General features: G+C 41.5%; 14 protein-coding genes and 2 pseudogenes. 11 read left to right on the top strand and 5 right to left on the bottom strand.

Annotated elements, in window-relative coordinates; genetic code table 11:
* Positions 1-39 precede the first annotated feature (39 nt).
* From V7L01_RS20150 to V7L01_RS20105, 10 genes and pseudogenes are all read left to right on the top strand, one after another.
* On the top strand, positions 40-378 hold the full coding sequence (locus V7L01_RS20150; RefSeq protein WP_335037736.1) for a 2Fe-2S iron-sulfur cluster-binding protein: 339 nt from the start codon (positions 40-42) through the stop codon (positions 376-378).
* Positions 379-394: 16 nt separating this feature from the next.
* A complete protein-coding gene (locus tag V7L01_RS20145) occupies positions 395-808 on the top strand; it encodes a hypothetical protein (RefSeq protein WP_335037734.1) in 414 nt (137 codons plus the stop codon).
* A gap of 119 nt (positions 809-927) precedes the next feature.
* Positions 928-2937, top strand: coding sequence for a glycine oxidase ThiO (gene thiO, locus V7L01_RS20140; protein WP_335037732.1), 2010 nt, complete (start codon positions 928-930; stop codon positions 2935-2937).
* 159 nt (positions 2938-3096) lie between these two features.
* On the top strand, positions 3097-3276 hold the full coding sequence (psb34, locus tag V7L01_RS20135; RefSeq protein WP_335037730.1) for a photosystem II assembly protein Psb34: 180 nt from the start codon (positions 3097-3099) through the stop codon (positions 3274-3276).
* A gap of 260 nt (positions 3277-3536) precedes the next feature.
* On the top strand, positions 3537-5750 hold the full coding sequence (locus tag V7L01_RS20130; RefSeq protein ID WP_335037728.1) for a tetratricopeptide repeat protein: 2214 nt from the start codon (positions 3537-3539) through the stop codon (positions 5748-5750).
* Positions 5751-6474: 724 nt separating this feature from the next.
* Entirely contained in the window at positions 6475-7215 is a 741-nt protein-coding gene (locus tag V7L01_RS20125; protein ID WP_335037726.1) for a choice-of-anchor K domain-containing protein, read from the top strand.
* A gap of 802 nt (positions 7216-8017) precedes the next feature.
* Positions 8018-8728, top strand: coding sequence for a conjugal transfer protein TrbI (locus V7L01_RS20120; RefSeq protein ID WP_335037723.1), 711 nt, complete (start codon positions 8018-8020; stop codon positions 8726-8728).
* 1642 nt (positions 8729-10370) lie between these two features.
* Positions 10371-11015 (top strand): annotated as a pseudogene (locus tag V7L01_RS20115) (S-layer homology domain-containing protein); the annotation flags it as partial.
* Positions 11016-11412: 397 nt separating this feature from the next.
* Positions 11413-12654, top strand: a complete 1242-nt coding sequence (locus tag V7L01_RS20110) for an S-layer homology domain-containing protein (protein ID WP_335037720.1) — start codon at positions 11413-11415, stop codon at positions 12652-12654.
* A 202-nt stretch (positions 12655-12856) separates the two neighbouring features.
* On the top strand, positions 12857-13069 hold the full coding sequence (locus tag V7L01_RS20105) for a hypothetical protein (protein ID WP_442936997.1): 213 nt from the start codon (positions 12857-12859) through the stop codon (positions 13067-13069).
* A gap of 167 nt (positions 13070-13236) precedes the next feature.
* Here the strand turns inward: V7L01_RS20105 and V7L01_RS20100 are convergent, their stop codons facing one another.
* Positions 13237-13554, bottom strand: coding sequence for a helix-turn-helix domain-containing protein (locus V7L01_RS20100; RefSeq protein ID WP_114085888.1), 318 nt, complete (start codon positions 13552-13554; stop codon positions 13237-13239).
* On the bottom strand, positions 13526-13921 hold the full coding sequence (locus tag V7L01_RS20095; RefSeq protein WP_322718283.1) for a type II toxin-antitoxin system RelE/ParE family toxin: 396 nt from the start codon (positions 13919-13921) through the stop codon (positions 13526-13528). The genes V7L01_RS20100 and V7L01_RS20095 overlap by 29 nt, the downstream gene beginning before the upstream one ends.
* Positions 13922-14080: 159 nt before the next feature.
* On the opposite strand from V7L01_RS20095, the gene V7L01_RS20090 reads away from it, so the two are divergent.
* Positions 14081-14596 (top strand): helix-turn-helix domain-containing protein, encoded by a 516-nt coding sequence (locus V7L01_RS20090; RefSeq protein WP_335037715.1) that lies wholly within the window; start codon positions 14081-14083, stop codon positions 14594-14596.
* A gap of 142 nt (positions 14597-14738) precedes the next feature.
* On the opposite strand, the pseudogene V7L01_RS35485 reads toward V7L01_RS20090, so the two are convergent.
* The 3 genes and pseudogenes from V7L01_RS35485 to V7L01_RS20080 form a co-directional block, all read right to left on the bottom strand.
* A pseudogene (locus V7L01_RS35485) lies at positions 14739-14879 on the bottom strand (DUF6009 family protein); the annotation flags it as partial.
* A 491-nt stretch (positions 14880-15370) separates the two neighbouring features.
* Positions 15371-15589, bottom strand: coding sequence for a hypothetical protein (locus V7L01_RS20085; RefSeq protein ID WP_335037713.1), 219 nt, complete (start codon positions 15587-15589; stop codon positions 15371-15373).
* Positions 15586-15897: a hypothetical protein gene (locus tag V7L01_RS20080; protein ID WP_335037712.1), complete on the bottom strand. Its 312-nt coding sequence runs from the start codon at positions 15895-15897 to the stop codon at positions 15586-15588. Before V7L01_RS20080 ends, V7L01_RS20085 begins: the two co-directional genes overlap by 4 nt.
* Positions 15898-15961: the final 64 nt, after the last annotated feature.

The following is a 15961-nucleotide window of genomic DNA, read 5'->3' as shown; positions in this document are numbered from 1 at the left end:
TGTCAATATACAACAAAAAGCCAATTTGGCAATTAAAAAATGCCTAAGGTACTAGCTGAAGGTAAAACAATTGAGTGCGTAAGCAAAAGCAATCTCCGAACAATTTTGCTGCAAAATGGTATTGACCTCTACAATGACGGTGCTAAGGTAATAAACTGTCGGGGCATTGGCAGTTGCGGTACCTGCGCGGTTAAGGTAGAGGGCAAAGTATCAACAGCGAATTGGCGCGATCGAGCACGGCGTTCGCTTCCTCCCCATTCTCCTACAACAGACTTGCGTTTAGCCTGTCAAACTCAGGCTTTAGGCGATGTGAAAGTGACAAAGTTTGATGGATTTTGGGGACAAGGTTCTCGAATAGTGTGGACACCAAAAGGTTAAAAAGGAGTAAGACAAGATGGGTAGATGGACACCCTTAATTTTAATGGCTGGAGGTTTGGCCATTCTGCTTGGTACATTACTAGGCATCAACTTTCCGATGGGCGTACAAAGCGCTAATGCTCCCGGTGGCAAAGCAGCAAAAGTTCTCCCAGCTAATATCAATGTTAATAGCAGTGCTGGCAGCAAGAATGATGAAACTGCAACTGAAGGGAATGAAACAACTGAAACAAACGAAAACAGACGCACTATTGTAGCTCCAAGACCTGACAACAGGAGTAACGTTGCTCAGAATCCTTCTGATGACTCAACATCACCTGCTGACACTACAACAGACAGCAATACAGATACTTCAGGAACAGATACTTCAGGAACAGACACGCCATCCAACGATTTAAACCAAGGTAATGAACCAATTCGCGCCTTGTGGTAATGATAGATCCGTCTTTAGTTACGAGTTTTAAGTTATAAGTTATGAGTTATTAGTTATGAGTTATTAGTTATGTACTAATGATAAATAGCTAATGATAAATGACTAATGACTAATGACTAATGACTAGTGAGACTGTAATTATTGGTGGCGGCGTTATTGGTTTAGCGATCGCCATTGAACTAAAACTACGCGGGACACGTGTCACCGTGCTTTGTCGTGACTTCCAGGCTGCCGCTACCCACGCCGCCGCCGGCATGTTAGCACCAGATGCGGAAAACATCCCTAATGGGGCAATGCGTTCATTGTGTTGGCGATCGCGTGCTTTATATCCCGACTGGACGCGCAAATTAGAAGAACTGACTGGCTTAAATACTGGTTACCGTTCCTGCGGTATCCTCGCACCCGTCTTTCAGGAGGCAGGGGGGCAGGGGGCAGGGGGCAGGGGGCAGGGGGATTTCTCTCCTCTGCACCTTTCCCCCTGCTCCTCTGCCTCTTCCCCGGCTTACTGGTTAAATAAAGAGGCAATTCATCAATATCAGGCAGGATTGGGAGCAGAGGTATTTGGTGGCTGGTGGTATCCTGAAGACGCACAAGTTGACAATAAGGCTCTCGCTCAAGTATTGTGGACGGCGGCTGAATCTGTTGGTGTTGAACTCAAAGACGGTATTACAGTAGAAGCATTTTTACAGCAGCAAGGGCAAGTGGTTGGCGTGCAAACAAATGCTGGAATAATTCGCGCCGCGCACTATGTTTTAGCTTCAGGTGCTTGGTCAAATGAGTTATTACCAGTACCCGTGCGTCCGAGAAAAGGGCAAATGCTGAGTGTGCGGATACCAGAATTTATGCCGGAATTGCCCTTGAAGCGGGTTTTGTTTGGGCAGGATATTTACATCGTACCAAGACGCGATCGCCTTGTCATTGGGGCAACAAGCGAAGACGTTGGCTTCACCCCCAACAATACCCCAGAAGGCATTCAAACACTATTACAAGCTGCCATCCGGCTGTATCCCCAACTAAAGCATTATCCCATCCAAGAATTCTGGTGGGGATTTCGCCCAGCCACCCCCGATGAGTTGCCTATTCTTGGCACTAGCCACTGTCAAAATTTAACCTTTGCTACAGGTCATTACCGCAATGGAATTCTACTTGCACCCGTAACAGCGGCATTGATTGCCGATTTCATCTTGGAACAAAAGTCTGACCCCCTACTTTCAGATTTTCATTATTCGCGCTTTCAGTCCAAGCCATTTACCTCCAGCCCAATGTTGACTCACTCTGCCAATTTCTCCAACGGGCATCGCCCTGCGTTGCCACAGCAGCCACCACTTTCCATTCAAGACTCACCACTAATTATTGCTGGCAAAACCTTCCAATCGCGCTTGATGACTGGAACTGGTAAGTATCGCAGCATTGAAGAAATGCAGCAAAGCGTCGCCGCCAGCGATTGCCAGATTGTCACCGTGGCAGTACGAAGGGTACAAACCAAGGCTCCCGGACATGAAGGTTTAGCTGAAGCCTTAGATTGGACGAAAATTTGGATGTTGCCCAATACCGCAGGTTGTCAAACTGCTGAAGAGGCAATTCGGGTGGCGCGTTTGGGGCGAGAAATGGCGAAATTGTTAGGGCAGGAAGATAATAATTTTGTAAAGTTAGAAGTAATACCTGACCTTAAGTATTTACTCCCAGATCCAATTGGGACGCTGCAAGCAGCAGAACAATTAGTTAAAGAAGGTTTTGCAGTATTGCCTTATATTAACGCTGACCCGATGTTAGCCAAGCGTTTAGAAGATGTAGGCTGTGCTACAGTCATGCCTTTGGCATCGCCAATTGGTTCTGGACAAGGGCTGAAAACAACCGCCAATATCCAAATCATCATCGAAAATGCAGGTGTGCCAGTGGTGGTAGATGCCGGTATTGCTTCACCCTCCCAAGCCGCTCAGGCAATGGAATTGGGAGCAGATGCCTTGTTGATTAATAGTGCGATCGCTCTTTCTCCAAACCCAGCAGCAATGGCTTGTGCGATGAATTTAGCAACAGTCGCGGGTCGCCTAGCATACATTGCTGGCAGGATGCCCATCAAAGATTACGCCAGTCCTAGTTCTCCTCTGACTGGGACGATTACTAGTTAGGAATTGGGGATTAGGAAGATTTTTTATATTTTATACCCAATCCTGAGTCACCAATACTTAATGTCAAATCTCCAATGTAACGATTTGTCTAGCAGTTTAAGAGCGGATCTAGCATTTATGTAACATTAAATGAACGATAAGGAGAAAAGGAATTAATTCATGCCCTATACAAACGAAGAAGGCGGCCTTCTAAATAATTTTGCCCGGGAACCAAAGGTTTATCAAGCAGAACCTCCCACTGATGGGCAAAAACGAACCTATCTCTTACTAGGAATCGCCGCTACAGCTTTGGTAGGCGGCTTGATTCTGGTCGCCTTCTTTGTTTCCCAAACCAGTTGAACGTAAAACATTTTAATAAAATTTCATCTTTATAGTTTTTCAGGTTCCGATTTTAAGAGGGGCCTGCTTTTTTATTTTTTGTTAAAATTGAATTAACAATTAAAGTATAATTATATACTTAAGTACTTTTGCTAAACCTGAAGTCTCAATTTATCCTGAGCAGCACAATATTTACTTAAAAATCATTTTTATCATAAGTTTAGCCCACTTGGAGGCACCCAGAAAGGTGATACATACTGTGTTTTGGCTCTTTAGCCGCTATGAGCGTGAATGATACTGCACACAACAATAATTCTACTTGGAATCGGCAAGTATACCACCGCCTGAAACTTGCCCTAAGTCTTGGTTTGCGACGACAACTTTTTTTAGCAGTATGTGATGATTTACACTTAAGAAATCAGGTAGCAGCCCGTTTGCATTCTACATTGGCTTATCCTGTTGGACAGGTGCTATATCAGTCATCAAATACTCAGGTAAATAGCACTCCAGCTTATCCACGATTAGTCACGTTGCGTTTGAATTTAAACGATCCAAATCCCATAATCCAGATTAATCAATGGTTAGCTAATTATCCACCGCCAATTATTGGGACTTCAAAAGATACCCCCGGAAGACCTTTTCCAGTACCCGCATTTCAGATTGTAGGCGTGGAGCATCTCACCAAGCAACCAGTCGCGACACAGCGTTTATTTTTGCACTATCTCCGCTTAAGCGAACAAGATTTTTCTATACAAGAATCCAGCCGATTCCTAGAATCTAATTTGCTGTTGTGGGTACCGCGTCCTTGGTTATCTGCTATCAAGCAGTCAGCACCACAGTTTTGGCGTTGCCGTACTGGGGTATTTGTATTTGCCGGAGAACCCACACCAGCAACTCAGAATTTGGGCTATCCAGAACGTTTTTCACGTTCTGGAAGCTTGGATTTAGAAAATATTGAGCAATCGATTCTAGATGAATCAGTTAACCAAGCAGAACTCAGAACCGCAGCCACCGAGTTAAAGTTTGAGAATAATTCTGATTTCCCAGCAGAGATAGAAGGGAATGGCGTACATAAAACCCAGGAAGTTTCGCCGTCAACAGCGGATTTCTTGAAGGCTGCACCACAACACCAGGAATCTACTAATAGGTCTGGTAGTGGGAGTAATAATCGATCGCTGTCATCTTTATGTTATATTAGCAGCGAATTAACGGAGCTAGTAATAGCAACGATTAATACAGGTGCTGGACAGGATACTGAGAATTCCTTACAACCGCAGCAGATTTTGCTGGAGATTGAAGAATTACACGAAAGGCAAGTTCCAGGGGAGGTACTGGCAGAAGCTTATTATCGCTTGGGCACTTTATACCGCCTTCGCATTGAGCAAGGAGAGTCAACCCTAGAAAATCTGATGGTGGCAATTATTGCTTATCAGGAGGCAATTAGCTATGACGAAACCTCACCGCAACTCCCAGATATCTTGAATGATTTGGGTACGCTCTACTGGATGCTATACCGCACTCCACCCAATTCCGAGGAAGGACAAACTTATATAGAGCAGGCAATAGAATTTTATCAGTTGGCGTTAAAGATGATTTCGCCCCAAACACATTCAGAAACTTACGCTCGCGTGCAAAATAATTTGGGGACAGCTTATGGTGATTTAGCTCGTTTTTCTCACCCATCTGAAAATTGGCAGCAGGCAATTCTCGCTTACATTGAAGCTCTCAGCTACCGTACAGCCGATATGGACTCATTAAAATATGCGGCTTGCCAGAACAATTTGGGTACTGCTTACTGGCATTTAGGGCAATACAACCAACCGATTGTACATTTAAAGAAAGCGATCGCAGCTTACAACGAAGCACTTGTATACTACAACCCAGAAGAGGAACCGCTTAAGTATGGCATGATTCAAAACAATATCGGTACTGCTTGCTGGAACCTGGCACAATACGAACAACCTGCCCAAAATCTCCAGCTAGCTATAGATGTCTACAGCGAAGCTCTCAAGTATCGCACTCCAGCTAATGTTCCCAGTGCCTGCGCCGCTACACAAAATAATCTGGGTACTGCCTACTGGCATCTAGCAAACCTATCTCAGACAACTAAAGAGGCACGGCAAAAGTATCTGCAACTATGTATCAGCGCTTATGAAGAGGCCATAGCCTTGGCTCGCTCACTTAGCGGTACTCCTTTAAGTTTTGATTTGCTTGCCTCTTACAATAACTTGGGGCTAGCACATTATCAGCTAGTAATAGATAAGTCTTTTAATGGCGACAAAGCAACACGTTCTCAACACTTAGAAGTAGCATTAGATAACCATTTGCAAGCCTTAAACGGATTAAGTAAACAACCAGAGGCTTATCAAACAACCTTTACTTATGTGGTGAAAACTATTCGTGCTTTTCATAATGAGTTAGGGATACAAGGACAAAATCTAGCTTTATCTAAAGTTCCTAGTCAGTTGTTGCCAGAGATTTTGTCAAAGTTATAAGACATATACCGAAAACCCTTGAGGATGAGCCTGATTAGAAGAGGGGTTAGAGGGGAGTGCGCCACGCGAACGAGGTTTCTAGTGGTCTGTCCCATTAATTTTGCTGGGTAAATACGTTTGTAGTGAGGACTTTAGTCCTCAAAGATTCAAGCACTAAAGTGCTTACTACAAACCTATCAAAATTAATGCGATAGACCACTAGGTTTTGAGTGCGTAAGTTCTGTTAAGAAGTAGAGCAAGCCGAGGAGCAAAGAGCCAGTTTGTTGCCATCGGACACCAAGCAAGTACCGTGTTTCCCCATAAGCGACTGGCGTGGGTTGGAGGGATCTTCCAGAACAAAATATCACCAACGCCAAAGGTATTGGATTATACCCTTTTTTTATATCTTGCGGTTATCCTTGAATTCGACCAACGAATCGCATTTGTCCCAATAGCGCGGGAAGTGTCAAAAAAGAGTAACTTGATATCAAGTTGACAACCATGAGGGAACCAAGTAACATGGCGATGTCAAAAGTTTTGGTAATTACATAGATACTGAAGAACCATATTTTAACAATTCATAAAGTAAGCTTAAAAAATATAAATTCTTCAAAAAGATATAGATAAATATATAAATATTTCATAAAAACTACAACAGTTTATTTGCATCTTGACCGTAAATTTACTACGGTAGACTGGAGACGTAATTGAGAGAAACTGCCCAATGATAGTTGAAACATAAGTTATGAAATTAAGTTCTGTTTTCGCTACTGCTATATCTAGTTTTTTTGTGAGTGCAACCACAGTATTTGGTTTTTCTGGTCAAGCACATGCTCTAACTTTTTCTGGTATCTCTAGTGGTACGTGGGGAGAACCTACTCCAGGAATTATAGATACCAATCCCCTATATGTCGGTGTAGGAAGCAACACATTTACTTGGGGTGATTCTAATCTGTGTTCGCCAAGTCCAAGCACTTCTAGTGGGTGTACAATAACAAACTCAAATCAACTTACTTTTAGTGGAAATTCCTTTTCAACTGACATTAACTCTGTATTCAAAATAGGTAATTTAAGTTACTTTAACGGAACAGTACTTGAAGGCACAAGTGTTGAATTTGTACCTTTAAATCTCAATTTATCCTTCAGCCCCGCTGTTGGAACCAACCAAGTTTTTGACTTCAAGTTGCGTCTAGTAAATACACCGAACGAAGGAACAAATCCTGAAAATAATGCAGACTTTGTATTTATAGACACAAATTTGAGTAATCGTAGTTTTACCTTTGAAGGCAATAAATACACGCTTGAGCTAACTGGTTTTAATCCAGACGTTCGCCAGATAAGTATTAAGGGGCTTGAAGGAAGCACAACTACAACAGCTATTTATGCCAAAATCAATACCATACCCGAACCTGCAACGGTAGGGGGTATATTCCTGGTAGGGATATACCTGATATCTCGGAAAAAATTCTTGGAGAAGAAATACTAAGAGCTTTGGCGGTTAGAACAGATGCACCTGTTCGTCCTTGAGGATGTAATTACACGAAGGAATTTTCCGGCTACAATATGAAGTTTATAAATTTAACTCAGCACAATAATTACTGCGATCGCATCAAAGTTTATCTGATTTACGCACTATAAAAACTAACCCTAACGCTCTTTTATTACTCTCATTAGAGAATATTTAAAACCTTGTTTCTCCGTATTCGCTTCCAAACAATAATTTTTTGGCTTTGCTGATAAAGCAAGGCTTTGAAAAAGATTCAAGGTCAGCATTTTATTCTTTTTCTCCTCAGAGACATAAAAGAGCGCCTAATGCACTCTCAGTCCATTTTCAAAGATAGTTGGTAATTACAAAGGCTAAAGCCTGGGTCTTCTGAGGCCTTGGCGGAGCTTTCTTGGCTCTGCTCCTGAATTCTGACAAAGAAAGTGAAAATCTTTTCCAAGTCCTAGCAAATAAATCTAGAATGAAAGTAAGAGTTCACAGTCAGCCCATTCGCCTCTATTCAGTGGTGTAGATATGTGGACGTAAACAAAGAAACAACTCCGGAAACTATTAGACCTATTTTGCGTCATATAAGTATCTCACCCTCTATTTGGTGACGCACATTAGCAGAATACAAATTCTGAGGAGCGATATCTCCGATGGGCGTAGCTGCAACACATATTCCACGTTATATAAGCATTTTCATATTCAGAATGCGCCTAGAAGCAGGTTTCATAAATTTCAGAAACAAACTCAGTGAATCCACGTCATCACATACATCACATACACAAAGGTCTACACACTTATGAATAGCCTACATCAATGGAAATCTGGAACTGCTGCACTTATGGCAATGGCAGTTACTACAACCTTCATTAGTCCGCTATTGGGCTTGGCTCCTGCTAATGCTCAATATAGAATTGGGCAAGACAAAGTTGGGCAAAACGGAAACGTTACCATTCCTTCTGGGGTTGCTCTTCCTGTAACTTACGAAAAAGAGACAATTACTATTGCTCCTGGGGAAAGCAAATCTCTAACTTTGAAAATAGCCAATGACATTATTGACAGGAATAGAAATGTCTTGATTCCTGCTGGTACTAAAGTAATTGGACGGCTAGAAGCTGTTGACTTAGATAGTTATTCAAGAGATACAGATGATAACAAAGGCAAAGGCGTGCGGTTTGTAGCTCAAGAATTAGAATTTTCTAATGGTCAGCGTCAGTCGATTAATGCAACTTCTCGGACATACACCACAACTCAAAAAGTTTCACAGGGCCCCAGCACAAGTCAAGTTTTAACTGACGCAGCTATTGGTGGGGGTGCTGGTCTTTTAGGTTCACTAGTTACTGGCAACAGCAAAATTGACGATTTAAAACCTGTTCTCGGTGCGGCTGCGGGTGCGGGTGCGAGTGTGCTGTTGCGGAAAAAAGAAGCAAATGTCTTTGTCCTCAGACCTAGACAAGATTTAAGGCTCACACTGAATTCTAACTTGAATTTAGTACCACCATCCCGCTAGTAGATTTTACTCCATTCAAGTCGTGACTTTAATTACCCATAATAGGCGATCGCCACTTTAACTATAGTGTGCGATCGCCTTCATTTTTAACAGCAACTATTCTACCTCTATATCGTCTTACTCTGTATCCATATTTATCGGAATACTTAATTTAATTGCGCTATCGCGGTAACTAGGAAAGTCGGTTCAATTTTACTCTGTATGCAAAAAAGTATTCAAAAATTCCTTAATATCCTGATATTTTTATTGAAGAGTGCCGATAAAGGAGTATTTTATTGTGGTAATTCCAGGTTTCAGTTTAAGCGCATATATTGCAATTCCCGTGGCGTTAAGTCTTTTGGCTGGGGGAGAAAATATAAAAGTATCTTTAGTTGAAAACGTCCCTCAAGTATCCACTAATAAAGAAACAATCCTATCCAGCGGCGAGCTAATCAGCGCTAATGCGACTCCAAAAACATACTATGTTAGTGGTAGTGGAAACGACAAAAATAGTGGACTCTCTTCATCATCCGCCTTTAAGACAATTCAAAGGGCAGCAGATTTGACTAACGCTGGCGACACAGTATTGATTATGAATGGAGTATATACCAATTCACCTAAAGCTGGGAGTGTAGTAAATATTAAACGTTCTGGAAATGCAAAAGCATGGATTAGGTATAAAGCATATCCTGGGCATTCTCCAAAAATTCAGCACAATACATGGAACGGTATCCTGATTTCAAATGGAGCTTCATATATTGAGATTAACGGGCTGGAAGTCATAGGCAACAATGCCAATGTAACCCTTGATTATGCGAGGAGTCAGAAAAGTAACAAACTAAACCCACTGACGAATGGAAACTGCATCAACCTTGACGGACGAACCAATGGTCATGTTCATCACATCCGTATTCTGAACAACAAAGTCCATGACTGTGGAGGAGGAGGTATTTCAGCAATTGAATCGGACTATGTGACAGTAGATAATAACGTGGTGTTCAATAATGCCTGGTACAGCGTTTATGGTAATAGTGGCATTTCGATGTTAAACAATTGGAATTCTGACAACAGCCAGGGATACAAGATGTTTGTGACCAACAACAAGACCTACAACAATCGCATGTACATCCCTTGGATTGCAGTCGGACAGATCACAGACGGTAATGGCATTATTATCGATAGTTCAAGAAACGATCGTAGTAAATCAAAATTGAGTCCATATAAAGGACGTACTTTAGTTAAAAACAATCTTACATTTAATAATGGTGGTTCGGGTATTCATGCATTTTTAAGCGAGCATGTTGATATTGTCAATAACACAGCTGTTTTAAATAATCAGAGTCCAGAAATTAATAATGGGCAAATCTTTGCTTTCTCGTCATCTGATGTCAAAATTTTAAATAACATTCTTTATGGTTTTCCTGGCAAGCAAATAAACACTAACGATAAAAACAAAAATGTTACTTATGATTATAATATATACCTCAATAGTTCTAAGATAAATGTTAAGGGCCCTCACGATATTGTTGCAGACTCACAGTTTTTAAGTAAACATCCCACTCTAGAAAAAACATCTAACGATTGGAAATCGCGGCTAGATAAACAAAATCCGCCAACGCGGACTTACGTAGAGTCGAAGTCGGCAGGTATTGCTTGTGGCCCAGTGACTTATAGTTTGCAAGAGAAAGTTATTAATGTGGGATGCTCTCAGCAACAATCTTTGGCTCAAACTGCTTTTTCTGATGTTTCATCTAACTATTGGGCGGCACAATTTATTCAACAATTATCTCAAAGAGGTGTAATTGCCGGATTTCCTGATGGTAGCTTCCGCCCTGAAGAACCAGTGACACGCGCTCAATTTGCGGCGATGATCGACAAAGCTTTCCAAAAATCACAGCAACGCCAGGCAATCAATTTCACTGATGTGCCAAGCAACTATTGGGCATCCAGGGCGATTCAGCAAGCTTATTCTATTGGTTTCTTATCTGGTTATCCTAGAAATCGCTTTCAGCCTAACCAAGCTATTCCTCGCCAGCAGGTTTTGGTTTCCCTCGCTAACGGTCTGAAATATACTCCTAGCGGCAATACCGAAAGCACTTTGCAATATTTCAACGATGCCTCTAACATCGCTAGCTATGCCCGTAGCCCGATCGCAGCAGCAACTGAAAAGCGAATTGTGGTCAACTATCCAAATGTTAAGTTACTAAATCCAACCGCAACTGCGACTCGCGCCCAAGTAGCAGCTTTTATCTACCAAGCGTTGGTTAGTTCTAACCAAGCCTCAGCAATTAACTCGCCCTATATCGTGCCAAACGTCAGCAATTAACTCTGCTGATGTCGTAGCTCAATTCAAGCCATGACTTTAATCACCCCTAATAGGCGATCGCCACTTCAACTATATATAGTGTGCGATCGCCTTCATTTTTAATAGTAAAAAATTATATTTAACGGCAACTATTTTACCTTTATTCCGTCTTAACCAGTATCGATAATTTATTGGAAGACTTATTGAATTGGGCTAAGAGGTAATAGGGTAATTACACTACTTCTATTCCCTACTTCGTTTTACATAGAGTTTTGAATGATGACTGTATTACTAAAGTAATGGTTTTTACAAAAAGCAGAAATAATTGGGAACCTTCTACTTCAGTGATTGTCTAATTAATTAACAGTAAAAAAAATAATTGTGTTGGAGTTAAAAATTAATGTTTACTTTAAATCGTTGGCAATCTAGAACAGCTGCACTCATGGCTTTGACCGTCACAGTCGGTACTGTAGCGCCTTTCATTACAGCTTCGCCATCTTTAGCTCAAACTACTTTTTCTGATGTTTCATCTAATTATTGGGCGGCACAATTTATTCAACAATTATCTCAACGAGGTGTAATTGCCGGATTTCCTGATGGTAGCTTCCGCCCTGAAGAACCGGTGACACGCGCTCAATTTGCGGCGATGGTCAACAAAGCTTTCCAAAAATCACAACAACGCCAGGCAATCAATTTTGCTGATGTGCCAAGCAACTATTGGGCATCCAGTGCGATTCAGCAAGCTTATACCATTGGTTTCTTATCTGGTTATCCTGGAAATCGCTTTGAGCCTAACCAAGCTATTCCTCGTCAGCAGGTTTTGGTTTCCCTCGCTAACGGTTTGGAATATACTCCTAGCGGCAATACCGAAAGCACTCTGCAATATTTCAACGATGCCTCTAACATCGCTAGCTATGCCCGTAGCCCGATCGCAGCAGCAACTGAAAAGCAAATTGTGGTCAACTATCCGAATGTGAAGTTCCTGAATCCAACCGCAACTGCGACTCGCGCCCAGGTAGCAGCTTTTATTTACCAAGCGTTGGTTAGTTCTAACCAAGCCTCAGCAATTAACTCGCCCTATGTCGTCGCTGTCGGATCTACTACCCCAACACCTGTAGCTGTGACGATTCCTCAAGGGACTGCTATCCCTGTGAAGTATGACAAGGCAGAAAAAATTCTGGTTACAAAGGATGAAACAGCACCGTTAACATTGACAGTATCCCAAAATGTGGTTACGCAAGACGGATCTGTAGTGATTCCTGCTGGTAGCCAAGTTATTGGTCAACTCAAACCTGCTACAGGCGGTTCTCAATTCGTTGCCGAGAAACTGGTTTTGACCAACGGTCAGGAGTATCAGCTTAACGCTAGTTCTGAAGTGATTACCAAAACTGAAACCGTCAAGAAGGGTACTAGTGTTGGTTCAATTATCAAGAATACTGTATTGGGCGCAGGTGCAGCGACTGCGGTATCTGCTGTCACAGGCGATCGCGCCATTGCCACAGAAGAAGTCTTGGGTGGCGCTGGTATCGGTGCGTTGGTTGGTCTGTTCTTCGGTAAAAATAGTGTTGACTTAATCGCCATTGACCCAGATACTGATTTGCAAATGACCATCAATCAAAATTTACTAGTCTCGCTCAAATAGTTAAGAGTAATTTGTCTTTTGTTAAGGGACTTCCAAGGAATAAAATAACCAATTGCAATAATGATAATCATTCTGAGAGTGGTGGGGGGAAGGAGAAGCCGCCGCAGGCGGCTTCTCCTTCCCCCCTATTCGTAGTAAATTCAATTAGGAAAGAAAAGCTCTGATTGCACTGTTGAGCGGAGTGTACCGCAATAGTCAAAGGATGGTACAAAGTGCAATGCAAGATGTATTTGGAATCTCAATATCATTAGGAACAGTCAACAAACTTAGACTTGAAGCAAGTGATGCAGTTGCCACCTGTGTGGATGAAGCAAAACATTACATCCAATGCTCAAACATTGTCGGAGCAGATGAAACGAGCTTTAATCAAGGAAATATTGACGGTTTTAATCCTGAACAAAGAAAAGCTTGGTAATTTGACCTTAAAAAAATCAAAAAGTCGGTTTACTGGTGTATCACGACATCTCTGTGACGAAGAAAGCAACGCCACAAAGCGCCATCGCCTCTAGTTAAAGTTAAATACAATGAGCGGATCTAGCAAGGGTTAGAGGAATAACCCGTAAGTTTTCCGAGCCAAAAATTTTAATACAGCACACTGTTTAACCCACGATTCTTTACTAAATGCAGTAGCTTAAGAGATGCTCCACTAGGGCGCTTTTGTCCTATTTCCCATTTTTGAACTGTTGAAGGACTTATATTCAAAATACGTGCAAAAACAGCTTGACTGACTTGAGATGATTCCCGTATTTCTTTAATTTGTAATGGTTCTAGAGGCTCAATAGGAGGTAGACATAGGTGTTCAAATTCGCGCAATGTAGTTTGATTCATTAGCCCAGCTTTGTGTAGGTCTTTTGCTGTCTCATGAACTGCTTCAAGAATCGCTGATTTTTTCTGACGCATCACAAATCACCTCTATTAACGCATTACTATTTTTTGCCTGCTCAAGCTCATCATGTGTATAAGCAAGTAATTGCTTAGATAACATTTTCAGAGCTTCTTCTTCATCTTTGTCAATGTTGCTGCGTTCGTTTTTTGAAAAGCCAAAAATAAAAAACCAACGATCTTCATTATTAGTAGCTACTAGTGTCCGAAATCCACCACTCTTACCTTTCCCTGGTTTTGCTATGCGTTTTTTAAATAGTCCACCTCCCAGGTCAGCATCATAAAGCCCTGCTGCCATTTCGTTTACAGCGTTACAGAGACTAAGATTGTTTAAGCCTTCCTTTCGCGCCCAACGGTCAAAAGTACGGTTTTTGTAAATTTTCATTTTCTAGTCTCTTCGGTTAAAGTATAGCACCTAGTCCTATACTTTAGGGGAAATATAGCATAGGCACAGCTGAGGAATAATGGTTGCTCTTTCTCAATCTCGCCAAAACTCGCTAATCACTGATAGGATTTTGGCGAGTTACGATATTTGGCGAGATTTATGAATAAGCAGTCAGCAGCAGATTTTCTAGGTGTCAGCGTTCGAGCGCTTGAGCGTTACGTTCAGCAAGGACGAATCAGCGTCAAATACGAGAAAGGTAAAACTCGCCCGACTGCCAACTTTGACCCAGCCGAACTGGAAGCATTCAAGTCAGAACTGAACCAACCGACCGTAAAACCAGCCTTTGAATCTCGTCAAATAGCGACAGAGCAACAGCCACAGACAGATAAATTAGTGCATCAAGCTGGCGAGATTGCGGAGTTTGGCGAGATTGGGGTTATTGATAAGTTATCCTCCATCATTGAAGGGCTACTTGGTAGAGGCGACAATCAACCAGTTGTGCCGATCGCTGATAAGCTGCTACTGACTATTGCCGAGGCACAAGCGCTAACTGGGTTGTCTAGGGAATTCCTGCGAGACGCAATTACGACAGGTAAGTTGAAAGCCAAAATGATTGGTAAGGGTTGGCGAATTAAACGCAGTGACCTACAAGAGTACGTTGACAAGCTGTTTTGATTCTCGCCAAACTGCGACTGTCGTTATCTTGCCAGTAGTGTAGAGCATATTACGGTATTTGAAATAGTGGCGAGATTTGACGTGATTGCATGGGAGTGCAGTCTTGAAAGCGATCGCAACCAATGACCAGATGGAGAAATAATTAGTCAACCTCTTGTGAAAATGTTCCGTTCCAAGCTCTTGTTGTTATCTGCCCTAGAACTTTTGGAAAAACAGTTAGTGGATCTATAGCTTCTATTGGACATCCTTGCTTATAAACTCCATCAGGCTCATAAAAGCGATCGTGCTTTGCAAGCCTTTATAAAAAATCTGTCGCTTAAGAGCTTTTCTTACATCAGGCAGGCTTGTTTGTTCAGAGTATATGCTCTACTCTCTACCATCTAAACGGAAATTACACGATTGTCGGCTCAATGCCAAAAAAGCTCAACGTTATATCAATATCTATAGTCACTAATTACACGTAATGGCTCTTACGTGGAACGCTGCATGAATCATGAGCCAAAACGATAAGCCAACTATAAAATTTACGAACTTTGCTCCCATTAATTACTTACTAAACCCTAATAATTCCACCTCAAAAAAGCATAGCTTTTTATGTGTAAGTGGATTTACCAGATTATTCTCTATTGTAATCATCTTAAGACTTACGCAAACAATAGCCGAAAAAAATCATTTTATGGTAAGAGCAATTTTGGTAAATTTGGAAGATAAAATCTCAATGACATCGATAACGGAAATCCGATGTTTGAGAGCATAATTTTTTAGTTACATGATTTATTCTTCTAATAGTTTTTGATCTAATTCAAATTTATTTGCTTGGACTAACCCGTTAGATACTTCTTCGATTACTAGCTGAATGTCACCGAAAACTGGATTATTACTTGTCGAGTAATATCTTGATTTGGTCAATTTTTTTAATTCCGGTGAATTTTCTACAGAGTCCAGAATATAAGAAACACCGTTCAAAAATGTCAAAAGTTCTGAAAGACTCATAACAAACCACTCTCCAATGATGTATATTTATGATTCAAAATCTCAGTTACTCGCAAAGGCAAATAATGTAACTTTAGATATTGAATTTCTTCTAAATATTTGATGTGAGACTCCAAAATTCGTTTACCGTTCAAAGGGTCTTCATCCGATACATAAGCTTTCAAGACAGGAATATAATCAGCACCAAATGCTAAATAACGAACAAGAGTTTTTGCTGATATCTTTAATTTCCCAGCAACAATCGTTCGGGTATATTCAGGCTCATCAAGTGAATCGTTAGCGGTCGTGTCTTGCTCAGTGGCTAACATTGTCTCTATTAGTAGTAGGTCAAACTGTGGACAAGACAAGGAACGGACAAGAAACCGACAGTCT

It is taken from the genome of Nostoc sp. (genome assembly GCF_036917095.1).
Lineage (GTDB): Bacteria > Cyanobacteriota > Cyanobacteriia > Cyanobacteriales > Nostocaceae > Nostoc.
The sequence above is the reverse complement of the archived record's forward strand: the minus strand, read 5'-3'. Positions and strand labels throughout refer to the sequence as shown.